We start from the raw sequence: 12,292 nt of genomic DNA on the forward strand, positions 1-12,292 counted from the left end.
CATTATTTCCAGCTCATCCCATCAGAGATCCCCATGCCCGACACCCCCGTCTTCGCGCACGCCGCCGTGGCCGCGCCCCATCGGCTCGCGGCTGAGGCCGGGCAGCATGTCCTCGCCCAGGGCGGCAACGCCATCGAGGCCATGGCGGCCATGGCGGCGACCATCGCGGTGGTCTACCCGCACATGAACGGCATCGGCGGCGATGGATTCTGGCTCGTGCGCGAGCGCGGCGGCCGGGTGCGCGGCATCGAGGCCTGCGGCCCGGCGGGGTCCCTCGCCACGATTCGGCGCTACCGCGAAAAGGGCTACGACGTGCTGCCGTCGCGGGGGGCCGACGCGGCCTTGACCGTGGCGGGCGCCATCGGCGGCTGGGCACTCGCCCTTGATCTCGCCAAGGCGCTCGGCGGGCGCCTGCCCCTCGAGACGCTTCTGGCCCACGCGATCCGACATGCCCGCGACGGCGTCGCGGTCTCGCCCTCGGAGGCGCGCTACGTCCCGAAGGAAATCGACACCCTTCACGATCAGCCGAACTTTTCGGCGACGTTCCTCGATGACGGAAAACCCTTCGCCGCCGGGGCGATCCGGCGCCTGCCGGCGCTGGCCGACACCCTGGCGCAGCTCGCCCATGCGGGGCTCGACGACTTCTACCGGGGCGACCTCGGCCGCGAGATCGCCGCCGACCTCGACCGGCTCGGCTCGCCCGTGACCCGCGCCGACCTCGAAGCCTACGCCCCGCGCGAGCGACAGCCCCTGACCCTGCGCCGGCGCGACGCCACCCTCTACAACTTCCCGCCCCCGACCCAGGGGATCGCTGCGCTGCTCATCCTCGGGATCTTCGACCGCCTGAAGATCGACCGGCCCGAGACCACGGCGCACTACCACGGGCTCATCGAGGCGACGAAGCGGGCCTTCGCGATCCGCGACCGCATCGTCACGGATTTCGACCGTCTCACCGTCGATCCGCAGAGCTTCCTCGACGCCGCCCGCCTCGACGGCGAGGCCGCCGCCATCGACATGAGACGGGCCGCGACCCTACCCCTACGCAATCCCGGCGAGGGCGATACCGTGTGGATGGGGGCCATCGACGGGGACGGGCTGGCCGTCTCCTACATCCAGTCGATCTACTGGGAGTACGGCTCCGGCGTCGTGCTGCCGAAGACCGGCATCCATTGGCAGAACCGTGGCACGTCGTTCTCCCTCGATCCGAAGGCGGTGAACCCCCTCGAGCCCGGCCGGCGCCCGTTCCACACCCTGATCCCGGCGCTGGCCTGCTTCGACGACGGCCGGGTGATGGCCTACGGGTCCATGGGCGGCGATGGCCAGCCCCAGTTCCAGGCTCAGATCTTTGCGCGGTACGCCGATTACGGCATGAGCCCCGCCGCCGCCGTCGATGCGCCGCGCCTCCTCTACGGCCGGACCTGGGGCGCGGAATCCCTCACCGTGAAGGTCGAGGACCGGTTCGATCCGGCCTGCATCGCGGCTCTGCGCTCCATGGGGCACGCGGTGGAGGAACTCGGCGGCGCCTACATCGATTCCCTGGGACATGCCGGCATGCTGGTGCGCCACCCCGGCAACGGCCGCATCGAAGCCGTGCACGATCCGCGCTCGGACGGGGGATCGGAAGGGTTGTAGACACCGGCCCGGCGCCCTTTCGCGCGGCAGAGATCGAGACCCCCATGGCGGCAGCGGACCTCACCCAGGCCGAATACTGGAACGGCGAGGCGGGCCGGCGCTGGGCAAGCCATCAGGCGACGTTCGACGGGGTCTTTGCCCCCCTGACCGAACGCCTGTTCGCGGGCGCCGACCTCCACCCCGGTGAAACCGTGCTCGATATCGGCTGTGGCGCCGGGGCCACCACCCTGCGGGCGGCCGAGGCCGTCGGCCCGTCCGGCCGCGTGACCGCCGTCGACGTGTCCGCGCCCCTTCTCGCGGCCACGGCCGAACGGGTCGCGGCGCGGCCGGCCGGGGGCGGCGCCATCGCCCTCGTCGAGGCGGACGCGCAGACCCACGCCTTCGCGCGCGGCGCCTTCGACCGGGTGATCTCGCGGTTCGGGATCATGTTCTTCGACGAGTCCGTCGCGGCGTTCACGAACCTCCATGCCGCCCTTCGCCCCGGGGGCCGTCTCGCGATCCTGTGCTGGCGGACGCTGGCCGAGAATGCCTGGATCGCCCATCCCCTCGACCTCGTCCGGTCCCTGGTGCCGGAGCCCGCGCCGACCCCACCCGACGCCCCCGGCCCGTTCCGCTTCGCCGAACCCGAACGGCTCTCCGGCATCCTCGCGGTGGCGGGGTTCCGCGACATCGCCTTCACGCCTGTGGACGAGGTCCTGGTGCTCGGACGGTCGGATTCGGGGGAGGCCCGCGCGGCGGCCGAGGCGGCGGCTGCCTTCTCCCTCGACCTCGGACCCGCCTCCCGCCTCGTGCGCGACCAGCCTCCCGAGATCCGCGACCAAGCCTTCGCGCGGGTCCAGGCCGATTTCGAGGCCCGTGCGCGCGACGGGGCCGTGCGCCTTGCCGCCGCCTGCTGGCTCGTCACCGCTGTCCGATGAGGCGTCTGCCTGCTCGATGGGCAGGGTTGAGCGTATTCGTGCTGCGGTCCCGGATGAGTACGACCCCCGTGAAGCAGTCGTGGAGTTGTCGTGCTCCGGCTGGCACGGCCCGTGCTTAACGCACTCCGGCTCAGGAGTGTATTATGGATACGATCGTCTCTCGACAGCGCTGGCTCCAACTCGGCCTCGGCCTTCTCGCCATGATGGCGATTTCGAGTCCGCAATACGTGTGGACGCTCTTTACCAAACCCCTGATGGCGACCACGGGGGCGACGCTTGCCGCCATCCAGGTCACTTTCACCGTCGTCATCGTGCTGCAGACATTCTTCTCGCCGGTGCAGGGCTACCTCATCGAGCGGTTCAGCCCGAAGGTGATGATCGCGCTCGGCGCCGCCCTGTCGGGCCTCGGCTGGGTGCTCGCCGCCCGCGTCGACACCCTGTGGGGGCTCTACGCCACCTACGGGCTGTTCTGCGGGTTGGGCACCGGCATCGTCTACGTGGGCATCGTCGGCCTGATGGTGAAGTGGTTTCCCGACCGGCGGGGCTTCGCCGTCGGCGTCGTGGCGGCCGGCTACGGCATGGGCGCATTGCTCACCACCTTCCCGATCACCAACATGATGGCGGCGTCGGGCTACCGTGAGACCCTGACCACCTTCGGGATCATCCTCGGCCTCGTCGGCGTGCTGGCGGCCTTGGGCCTGCGCGCGCCCCGCCCTGGTGAGGCTCTTCCGGCCCCGGCCCGCAACCTCTCGACCTGCGTCCACGACACGGCGCCGAAGGAGATGCTGCGCACGCCCCTATTCTGGCTCATGTTCGTGATGATGACGATGATGTCGACGGGCGGCCTCATGGTGGTGGCCCAGTTCGCCTCCTTCGCCCGCGACTTCGGCGTCGCCGACGCCCTGGTGTTCGGCTTCGCCGCCCTGCCCTTCGCCTTGACCTTCGACCGCATCACCAACGGTCTGACCCGCCCGTTCTTCGGCTGGGTCTCCGACCGGATCGGCCGCGAGAAGACCATGGCCATCGCCTTCGCGGCGGAGGCCGGCGCCATCGCGCTGATGCTGGTATTCCGCGAGAACGCCTACGCCTTCGCCCTCCTGTCGGGCGTGGTGTTCTTCGCCTGGGGCGAGATCTTCTCCCTGTTCCCGTCGCTCCTGACCGACACCTTCGGGACGAAGCACGCCACGACGAATTATGGCTTCCTCTACATGGCGCAGGGCGTCGGCTCGTTACTTGGTGGCCCCGTGGCGGCGATGATCTACGCCGCGCAGGGTTCGTGGATCCCGGTCTTCGGCATCGCCATCGGCCTCGACCTTCTCACGGCGGCGCTGGCCTGGTTCGTTCTGCGGCCCATGCGCCGGGAATGGCTCGGGCTCGGCGGCGCCCCGGCGCCCCTGGGCAAGCCCGCCCTGGCCTGAGGCGGCGCGCCCATCCACGCGCAGCAAAACGGCGGGGCTCGCGCCCCGCCGTTTTGATTCGTGTCATACGATGGCGCGTACCCGACGGGCTTGGAAGAGCCTGCTCAGGAGCTCAGGAAAGCCTGCGACGCCCCCACGAGGGTGAAAGCTAGGCCGCCGGCGAAGGCGGCGCCCATGGCGTAGGAGAAACCCTTCAGCAGCATGACGACACCGGCCTTGCCGGGATCAGCAGCGGTTGCCGCCCGAGGTCTGGCCGTACTGCTGCACCGGGAAGTTCTGCTGATTCGCGTTGCCTTCGGCGGCCGAGCTCATCGCGCAGGAATAGGGAGAACGAGACTCCGGGGCAGCGTAGATCGTACCGGTGGTCTCGATCTCGTTGGCAAAACCCGTGTAACGAGTCGGCCGGTCGAGGGCCATGGCCGACGTGGCGGAAGCAACACCAAGAACGAGGGCGGCGGTGGCGGCGGCGATACGGTTCATCATGGCTTGTTAATAATCCCTTGATCAGTCTGCACTGCGGTAGCGGTGCGTTCGTTGCTGTCTGATACTGATATAGGGCCTCGTTCTCCGCCATGACGTGTCGCCGCGCACGCGGCAACATGGATTAGAGTCCCTGACGAAAACGCCCGGATACCGCCGGCCCCGGCCCCCGGTACGACGGCGCAGCGGGCGTCTCGTCAGAGAGGGTCAGAAGCCGCCGATGCCGCTGCCCCAGGCGGCGGGTACGCGCTCGGGCGGGCGAGGCGCCTCCGGCCAGTTCACGGCGTAGAGGGGAAGGCCGCGGGTGTCGTCGCATTCGGACGGGGGCAACGCCGTCAGGGCGAGGTTCGAGCGCACCGCCGGACCGAGCAGTTGCAGGAAGGTTTGCGAAGCCGAGAGCGTCAGGTTCTCGGCCTTGGCCCGGGCCTCGATCCGCGCGAGCGTGTTCATCGCCTGCCCGAGGACGGTGAATTCGGCGCGATGGCCGTCGTCGAACACCCCGACGAGCACCTCGCCGCAATGAAGGGCCATGGTGATCCGCAACGTCGGTCGCCCTTCCCGGGCGCGCTCCTCGTTCAGGCTGCCGAGACGGGCGAGGATGGCGCGCCCGCAGGCGAGAGCCGCATGGGCCTGGGCCTGCGGCCGCCCGGCGACGAACTGGGCGAGGATGCCGTCGCCGACGTACTTGTCGACGATGCCGCCATGCTCCGTCACCGTCTCGTGGGTCAGGGCCCGGACATCGAGGAGCGCGCGCACCACCTCCTCCTGAGCATGGTCGCGGGTGAAGGCGGAGAAGCCGCGCACATCGAGGGCGAACAGGCAGGCGTGGCGCGAGCGGACCGCTTCGAGGCCGGCATTCTCGAGTTCGCCGACCACGCGGGTGGGCACGAACCGCGCGAGCGCGGTGCGCTCGCGCTCCATCCTGAGGGCGGTGGTCACGGCCGAGCGCAGGCGCCGCACCCCATCGATGACCACGAGGCTCGCGGCCATGAAGGTGAGGAGCCCCGGTACCTCCTCGGCGAGGGTGACGTGGGGGCCGAGCAGCGCGCTGTCCGGATCGACGAGGGCGAGCACGATGGTGCTGCCCCAGGCGAGGCTGACGAGGCCGGAGAACACGGCGGTGTGCAGCACCCGCATGCTCAGGCCCGTCTGGAGCAGGAGCAGGAAGGCCGGCAGGCGGCTCACCGCCGTGGCGGTCTCGCCGGTTTCCACCGCGCCGACGATCATGTGTTCGACCACGAGGAACAGGGCGACGCCGGCGTTGAGGAGCGTCGCGGTCCAGGCGAGCCATTCCGGATCGGCCGAGGTTTCCGGATCGGTGCCGCCGTACTCGCGGCGCCGGCCGCGATAGGCCTCGCGCCAGTCGGCGATGCCGAGGCAGATCGAGCAAACGGCGTAGACGACAAGGACGATCCAGTGATTGACCGTGTGGGTCGATCCATCGAACCCCTGCGCGGTGGCGAGCAGGACCAGCACGATGACGAGGTGCAGCACGAGGGAGCGCCGGCCCGAGGCGGTCTGGACCAGCCGCATGACGGTGGGGTCGCCCTGGGCCGGGCGGCGGGGTGTGGAGAAACGCATGAGGCTCCGGATGGAGAAGCGGGTGGGCCGGTCCCTTACATTGGGGCCCGGTTCGGGCCAGAGGAGGGACGCCGCGGCGCCACGTTCCGGCCCGCAGGGCGGTGTCGGGCGGCGAAGGCCTTTCGACCCGGCCTGTCATGAACGCGCAGGTAAGCCCTCGTCATCCGGCCGGGGGCTTTCGATCACGCCATCGTCATGCGCGGCGCGGCGTCACCGCGCGTTGCGGAACACCTGCAGGTCGAGGTCGCGCACCTTCTTGCGCAGGGTGTTGCGGTTGACGCCCAAGAGCTCCGCCGCGCGGATCTGGTTGCCCCGCGTGGCGGCCAACGCCGCGCCGATGAGGGGGCCTTCGATCTCGCGCAGGATGCGGTGATAGAGGCCCGGCGGCGGCAGGGTGTCGCGATAGTTGCTGAAATAGTCGGCGAGGTGGCGCTCCACGGCGCCCGACAGGCTCTCGCCCTCGGCCCCGGCCTTGCGCGGGGCGCCGCCCGCCGGCTGGCTCGGGGCCAGGGGCAGGGTGTCGAGCTCGGCCTCGATGACCGGGCCCGTGATGGTCTCCTGCGGGTAGAGGGCGGCGAGGCGCCGGACGAGGTTCTCGAGCTCGCGGACGTTGCCGGGCCAGCGGTAGCGCTTGAGCCGCTCCATGGCCTCGCCGTCGAGCTGCTTGCGGCTCAGGCCCTCGCGCTCGACGAGGATGAAGAAGTGCCGGATGAGGTCGGGCACGTCCTCCGAGCGCTCGCGCAGGGCCGGCAGGCGCAAGGGCACGACGTTGAGCCGGAAGAACAGGTCCTCGCGAAAGATCCCCTGCTGGATCGAGACGCGCAGGTCCTTGTTCGTGGCCGCGATGATGCGGACGTTGGTCTTGATCGGCACCCGGCCGCCGACGGTGGTGTACTCGCCCTGCTGCAACACGCGCAGGAGCCGGGTCTGGGCCTCCATCGGCATGTCGCCGATCTCGTCGAGGAACAGGGTGCCGCCCTCGGCCTGCTCGAACCGCCCGGCCGAGCGGGTGAGCGCCCCCGTGAAGGCGCCCTTCTCGTGGCCGAACAGCTCCGACTCGATGAGGTCGCGGGGAATCGCCGCCATGTTGACGGGCACGAACGGGCCGGACCGGCGCCGGCCGTAATCGTGCAGCGCCCGGGCGACGAGCTCCTTGCCGGTGCCGGACTCGCCGGTGATCATCACGGTGAGGTCGGTGGGCATCAGGCGGGCGAGCGCCCGGTAGATCTCCTGCATGGCGGGCGAGCGGCCGACCAGGGGGATGTCCTCGTTGCCGGGGTCCGCCCCCGGGGCCGGCGTGCCGCGCGGGCGCGACAGGGCGCGGCCGACGATGGCGATGAGTTCCTTCAGGTCGAAGGGTTTCGGCAGGTACTCGTAAGCGCCGCGCTCGGAGGCGCGGATCGCCGTCATGAAAGTGTTCTGCGCGCTCATGACGATGATCGGCAGCTCGGGCCGGACCCGCTTGATGCGGGGCAGGAGGTCGAACACGTTCTCGTCGGGCATCATCACGTCGGTGATGACGAGGTCGCCCTCCCCTTGCGCGACCCAGCGCCAGAGGGTGGCGCAGTTGCCGGTGGAGCGGACCTCGTAGCCGGCCCGCGACAGCGCCTGGTTGAGGACGGTGCGGATGGCGGCGTCGTCGTCCGCGACGATGATGTGGCCGTTGGGCATGAGGCTGCTCTACAGCTCCGCGCTGGATTCGCGCCCGTCGCGGGCGCTCGACATGGGAAGGAGAAGGCGGAAGGTGGTGCGGCGCGGGGCGGGATCGCACTCCACGATGCCCCCGTGATCGCCGACGATCTTGGCGACCAAAGCAAGTCCCAGGCCGGAGCCTTGGACTTTAGTGGTGACGAACGGATCGAACAGGTCCGGCAGGAGGTCGGCGGTGACGCCCGGGCCGTTGTCGCGCACCGCCACCTCGATGGGCAGGCTGACGCGCTCGCGCGAGCCCGGGATCTGCAGGCGCAGGCCCGTGCGGAAGGCCGTCGACAGGGTGATCTCGCCGTCCACCGTATCGGCCCCGATGGCCTCGGCGGCGTTCTTCACGAGGTTGAGGATCACCTGGATGAGCTGGTCGCGGTTGGCGCGCACGGGCGGCAGGGACGGATCGTAGGTTTCGACGAACCGGATGTGGCGGGCGAAGCCCGACTGGGCCGAGCGCTTCACCTGATCGAGAACGCCGTGGACGTTGACGGCGGTGTGCTCTACCGGTCGCTCGTCGCCGAACAGCTCCATGCGCTCGACGATGCGCACGATCCGGTCGGATTCGTCGCAGATGAGCCGGGTGAGGAGGCGGTCGTCGTCGGTGGCCACCTGCTCGAGGAGTTGGGCGGCGCCGCGGATGCCGGCCAGCGGATTCTTGATCTCGTGGGCCAGCATGGCGCCGAGCGCCACCATGGAGCGGGCGGCCCCCCGGTGGGTGAGCTGGCGCGTCATCTTGTCGGCGATGGTGCGCTCCTGGAGCATGAGCACCACGGGGCCGGCCTCGTCACCGAGCGGCGTGGCGAACACGTCGACGCTGCGCTCTTGCCCTGAGCGCGGCTGCACGAGTTCGACCCCGTATTCGCTCACGCTGGCCCGGCGCCGGCGCACCTCCGCCACCAGGGCCGAGATGGGCGAGGCGAACGGGATGATGTCCGTGAGGCGCCGGCGCTGCATCAGCCGCGCGGAGTGATCGAAGAACGTTTCGGCGGCGTGGTTCACGTGCAGGATTCGGTCGTCCACCCCGATGGTGAGCACCGGCAGCGGCAGGGCGTTGATGACCGCCTCGCTCGTGGGGGCGCCGATGGGCGGCCCGTCGAACTCGTCCTGGCCCGTCATGCCGCCTCCCCCATCGCCGTTCCGCTCCCCATCGATCGATCCCCTGTCGCCGCGCCGAAGGCCGCCGCCAGCAGGCCGACCACGCGGGCGGGGTCCGTCGTGGTGAGGAGCTGCGTGCGGGCCTCCGTCGAGAGGCCGCCGCCGGCTTCGGCATAGGCCGCCAGGTGCTTGCGGGCGTGGCGCACACCCATGCGGACGCCGTAGAGGGCAAGCAGCCCCTCGTAATGCGCGATGGCGAACGCCGCCTTGTCGGCCTCGCTCAGCACCGGCGCGTCGCGGCCGGCGAGCCCCGCCGCGATCGCGCCGACGAGCCAGGGACGGCCCACGGCGGCGCGGCCGATCATCACCCCGACCGCGCCGGACTGCGCGAGGCAGGCGCGGGCCTCGTCCAGGGTGGTGACGTCGCCGTTGGCGAAAACGGGAATCGACACCGCCTCGGCGACGGCGCGGATGGCGCCCCAATCCGCCCGATCTTTGTAGAATTGCTGGCGGGTGCGGCCGTGGACCGTGACGGCCCGCAAGCCGAGGCCTTCGGCCCGCCGCGCGAGTTCGGCGGCGTTGAGGCTGGCATGGTCCCATCCCAGTCGCATTTTCACCGTCACGGGGATGCGCACGGCGCCGCGTACGGCGGCGAGGATGCGGGTGGCGCCCTCGATGTCGCGCATGAGGGCCGAACCGGCCGCACCTCCGGTCACGGCTTTGGCCGGGCACCCCATGTTGATGTCGATTACGGCGGCGCCGGCGTCCTCGGCCAGACGCGCCGCCTGCGCCATCGGCTCGGGGGCGCAGCCGGCGAGCTGGACCACGTGCGGATCGATGCCCCCGCCCTCGGCCCGCAAGGTGGCCTCGACGCTGCCGCGCGCGAACTCGGCCGCCGCAACCATCTCGGACACGACGGCGCTGGCGCCGCAGCGGCGGGCGATCCGCCGCATATGCACGTCGGTGACGCCCGAGAGGGGGGCGAGGAGGACCGGCACCGGGCGTGGCTCGGTGCCGGAGGCTTCCGGGGTAGGCGAGCGCAAAACGCTCAAATAATCATCATCGATCATTGTGCTCAACGAATAGACAAAACCGCGTCGGGCGCAAGCGGCCGGCGCGATTTGATTTCGGGCTATGCCCCGCTTAAACGCTGGGCTCGATCTCACCCATGCGCGGGAGCGTTACGATGTCCGGCACCGCGTTCGAGGCGGCGGCAGTGGTGGTCGCGGCCGGTCGCGGAATCCGCATCGGCGGCGACGTGCCCAAGCAATATCGCCGCGTCGGCGGCCAGGCCGTTCTGACGCGGACGCTCGCGGCCCTGGCGGCGCATGACGGCATCGTCACCATCCAACCGGTGATCGCACCGGACGCCGAAGCCTTCTACCACGAATGCGTCGCCGATTTGCCCGCCGCGGCCCGTGAAAAGCTGCGGGCTCCGGTGCCGGGCGGGGCGACGCGTCAGCTCTCCGTTCGGGCCGGCCTCGAAGCCCTGGAGGATGCGGCGCCCGATCTCGTCCTCGTCCACGACGCGGCCCGCCCGCATGTCGACACCGCCCTCATCGACCGGGCGCTGGCCGCCGGGCGCGACTACGGCGCGGCGGTGCCGGGCATCGCCGTGACCGACACCGTCAAGCGCGTCGAGGCCGTGGCCGCCGGCATCGGCCGCGTGGTCGAGACGCCGGACCGCGCCGATCTGCGCGCCGTCCAGACGCCCCAGGCCTTCGTGTTCCGGCGCCTCCTCGACGCCCATCGCGCGGCGGGGGCGGAAGGGCTCGACGGTTTCACCGACGACGGGGCCCTGGCCGAATGGGCCGGGCTCCCCGTGGTGGTGTTCGACGGCGACCCCCGCAACCGCAAGATCACCCAGCCTTCCGATCTCATCGACGCCGACCGTGATTTTTCCGGGGCCGTCCCCACCTGAGGGACATGCGTCCCTCCTCGCGAAACCCGGCCAGCCTGGAGCCACCATGACGACCTACCTCACCCGCCTCGGCACCGGCTTCGACGTGCACGCCTTCACGGAGGGCGACCATGTCTGGCTCGGCGGCATCAAGATCCCCGCCGACCGGGGCGTGCTCGCCCATTCGGACGGCGACGTCGCCCTCCACGCCCTGACGGACGCCCTGCTGGGCGCCATCGCGGATGGCGATATCGGCACGCACTTCCCGCCCTCCGACGAGCAGTGGCGCGGCGCCTCGTCCGATCGCTTCCTGGCGCATGCGTGCGACCTCGTGCGGGCGCGCGGCGGCCGGATCGACCACCTCGACATCACCGTCCTGGCCGAAGCCCCGCGCATCGGCGCCCACCGCGAGGCGATCCGCGCCCGCATCGCCGAGATCGCCGGCGTGCCCCTCACCTCCGTCTCGATCAAAGCGACCACCACGGAGAAGCTCGGCTTCGTCGGACGCGCGGAAGGGCTCGCCGCCCAGGCCGCCGCCACCGTGCGCCTGCCCGAGATCGACATCGACAGCGCCGCCGAGACCTCCGAGCGCCGTTCGTGATCGACGATCCCGCCCTCATGGCCCGGGCGGAGCGGCTGGTCGCCGCCTACGCGGCGGCGGGTCGGCGGATTGCGACGGCGGAATCCTGCACCGGCGGTCTCGTCGCCGGGCTTCTCACCGCCGTGCCGGGCTCTTCGGCCGTGCTGGAGCGGGGCTTCGTCACCTATTCCAACGCGGCGAAATCCGACTGTCTCGGCGTACCCGGCGCCCTCCTGGACGCCTACGGCGCCGTCAGCCTGGAGACGGCCCGCGCCATGGCGGAGGGGGCGCTCCAGCGGTCGCAGGCGGATGTGGCGGTGGCGATCACCGGAATCGCCGGCCCCGGCGGCGGCAGTCCGCAAAAGCCCGTCGGGCTCGTGCATTTCGGCCTCGCGGCGACAGGCACTCCGACGCGGCATCTCGAACGCCGCTACGGCGACCTCGGCCGGGCCGAGATTCGTCGCCGCGCCGTGGCGGATGCCCTGGCGCTGCTCGAGGACGCTATGGGCTTGGACGCGCAACCGGCGTGACCGCCGCCGCCACCGCCTGACGCGGCGGGGCAAAGTGCAAGGACGCGTGGTCCTCGCTCGGATCACGCACCTTTGATGGGCGGCCCTCGGCGCGCATGCGCCGGTCGGCCTCCGGCCAGGATGGGAGGGCCGCGTCCGCCTGATCCCAATGTACGATGGACGCCTCGTCGCACCACCGCGCCAGATGCGCCATGGCGCTCCGGTGCGGCCCGGCGGTGATGTAGGCCAGCATGCTCGCGCGGTCGTCCCAGGCCGTGACCGTCCAGAACGTCCAGCGCCGGTCGTTCAAGAGCGCGCCGCCGCGAAACCCGGCCGCCCGGCGGGCCTGGTTGCGGGACCGTACGGCGAACCACGCGAAACCCGGCAGGTATCGGATCGCGCGAAGCCGGAGGCGCGTCACGCTGATGAAGGGCATGGGTGGGGTCCGCTCCGATCGGGACAAGGGTTCAGGATCG

10 protein-coding genes and 1 pseudogene are annotated in these 12,292 nt (G+C 70.9%); 5 read left to right on the plus strand and 6 right to left on the minus strand.

The genetic code is table 11. The annotated features are described in order from the left end of the window. The first annotated feature begins 33 nt into the window (after nt 1–33). From MFF01_RS12000 to oxlT, 3 genes are all read left to right on the plus strand, one after another. Nucleotides 34–1,632 carry a gamma-glutamyltransferase family protein gene (locus MFF01_RS12000; protein WP_238225624.1) on the plus strand — a complete coding sequence of 533 codons (1,599 nt, stop codon included), beginning with the start codon at nt 34–36 and terminating at the stop codon, nt 1,630–1,632. A 44-nt stretch (nt 1,633–1,676) separates the two neighbouring features. Then, nucleotides 1,677–2,549 carry a class I SAM-dependent methyltransferase gene (locus tag MFF01_RS12005; protein ID WP_238225627.1) on the plus strand — a complete coding sequence of 291 codons (873 nt, stop codon included), beginning with the start codon at nt 1,677–1,679 and terminating at the stop codon, nt 2,547–2,549. Between the two features lie 143 nt (nt 2,550–2,692). Next, nucleotides 2,693–3,967, plus strand: coding sequence for an oxalate/formate MFS antiporter (gene oxlT, locus MFF01_RS12010; protein WP_238225629.1), 1,275 nt, complete (start codon nt 2,693–2,695; stop codon nt 3,965–3,967). Nucleotides 3,968–4,192: 225 nt separating this feature from the next. Here oxlT and MFF01_RS12015 read toward each other — a convergent pair whose 3' ends face one another. The 5 genes from MFF01_RS12015 to dusB all read right to left on the minus strand — a co-directional run bounded on the left by MFF01_RS12015 (nt 4,193) and on the right by dusB (nt 9,897). Continuing rightward, nucleotides 4,193–4,450: a hypothetical protein gene (locus tag MFF01_RS12015; protein ID WP_238225631.1), complete on the minus strand. Its 258-nt coding sequence runs from the start codon at nt 4,448–4,450 to the stop codon at nt 4,193–4,195. 204 nt (nt 4,451–4,654) lie between these two features. Then, nucleotides 4,655–6,028: an adenylate/guanylate cyclase domain-containing protein gene (locus tag MFF01_RS12020; RefSeq protein WP_238225633.1), complete on the minus strand. Its 1,374-nt coding sequence runs from the start codon at nt 6,026–6,028 to the stop codon at nt 4,655–4,657. A gap of 210 nt (nt 6,029–6,238) precedes the next feature. Next, nucleotides 6,239–7,699, minus strand: a complete 1,461-nt coding sequence (ntrC, locus tag MFF01_RS12025) for a nitrogen regulation protein NR(I) (protein WP_238225636.1) — start codon at nt 7,697–7,699, stop codon at nt 6,239–6,241. A 9-nt stretch (nt 7,700–7,708) separates the two neighbouring features. After that, on the minus strand, nt 7,709–8,848 hold the full coding sequence (locus MFF01_RS12030; protein WP_238225638.1) for a two-component system sensor histidine kinase NtrB: 1,140 nt from the start codon (nt 8,846–8,848) through the stop codon (nt 7,709–7,711). Next, nucleotides 8,845–9,897: a tRNA dihydrouridine synthase DusB gene (dusB, locus tag MFF01_RS12035; RefSeq protein WP_238225640.1), complete on the minus strand. Its 1,053-nt coding sequence runs from the start codon at nt 9,895–9,897 to the stop codon at nt 8,845–8,847. The genes MFF01_RS12030 and dusB overlap by 4 nt, the downstream gene beginning before the upstream one ends. 116 nt (nt 9,898–10,013) lie before the next feature. Between dusB and MFF01_RS22110 the strand changes: the two are divergent. Both MFF01_RS22110 and MFF01_RS12050 read left to right on the plus strand, forming a co-directional pair. Beyond that, nucleotides 10,014–11,328: pseudogene (locus MFF01_RS22110) on the plus strand (bifunctional 2-C-methyl-D-erythritol 4-phosphate cytidylyltransferase/2-C-methyl-D-erythritol 2,4-cyclodiphosphate synthase). Then, nucleotides 11,325–11,837 carry a CinA family protein gene (locus MFF01_RS12050; RefSeq protein WP_238225646.1) on the plus strand — a complete coding sequence of 171 codons (513 nt, stop codon included), beginning with the start codon at nt 11,325–11,327 and terminating at the stop codon, nt 11,835–11,837. Before MFF01_RS22110 ends, MFF01_RS12050 begins: the two are co-directional and overlap by 4 nt. Here MFF01_RS12050 and MFF01_RS12055 read toward each other — a convergent pair. Next, nucleotides 11,809–12,252 carry a DUF3291 domain-containing protein gene (locus tag MFF01_RS12055; RefSeq protein WP_238225648.1) on the minus strand — a complete coding sequence of 148 codons (444 nt, stop codon included), beginning with the start codon at nt 12,250–12,252 and terminating at the stop codon, nt 11,809–11,811. The genes MFF01_RS12050 and MFF01_RS12055 overlap by 29 nt on opposite strands. Nucleotides 12,253–12,292: the final 40 nt, after the last annotated feature.

Origin of the sequence: Methylobacterium adhaesivum (assembly GCF_022179065.1) — a bacterium.
In the GTDB taxonomy this organism is placed as follows: Bacteria; Pseudomonadota; Alphaproteobacteria; order Rhizobiales; family Beijerinckiaceae; genus Methylobacterium; species Methylobacterium adhaesivum.

What these genes read in the sequence shown, in the direction of transcription:
- MFF01_RS12000 (WP_238225624.1), top strand. Translation starts at nt 34, where the DNA reads ATGCCCGACACCCCCGTCTTCGCGCACGCCGCCGTGGCCGCGCCCCAT.
- MFF01_RS12005 (WP_238225627.1), top strand. Translation starts at nt 1,677, where the DNA reads ATGGCGGCAGCGGACCTCACCCAGGCCGAATACTGGAACGGCGAGGCG.
- oxlT (WP_238225629.1), top strand. Translation starts at nt 2,693, where the DNA reads ATGGATACGATCGTCTCTCGACAGCGCTGGCTCCAACTCGGCCTCGGC.
- MFF01_RS12015 (WP_238225631.1), bottom strand. Translation starts at nt 4,450, where the DNA reads ATGATGAACCGTATCGCCGCCGCCACCGCCGCCCTCGTTCTTGGTGTT.
- MFF01_RS12020 (WP_238225633.1), bottom strand. Translation starts at nt 6,028, where the DNA reads ATGCGTTTCTCCACACCCCGCCGCCCGGCCCAGGGCGACCCCACCGTC.
- ntrC (WP_238225636.1), bottom strand. Translation starts at nt 7,699, where the DNA reads ATGCCCAACGGCCACATCATCGTCGCGGACGACGACGCCGCCATCCGC.
- MFF01_RS12030 (WP_238225638.1), bottom strand. Translation starts at nt 8,848, where the DNA reads ATGACGGGCCAGGACGAGTTCGACGGGCCGCCCATCGGCGCCCCCACG.
- dusB (WP_238225640.1), bottom strand. Translation starts at nt 9,897, where the DNA reads ATGATCGATGATGATTATTTGAGCGTTTTGCGCTCGCCTACCCCGGAA.
- MFF01_RS12055 (WP_238225648.1), bottom strand. Translation starts at nt 12,252, where the DNA reads ATGCCCTTCATCAGCGTGACGCGCCTCCGGCTTCGCGCGATCCGATAC.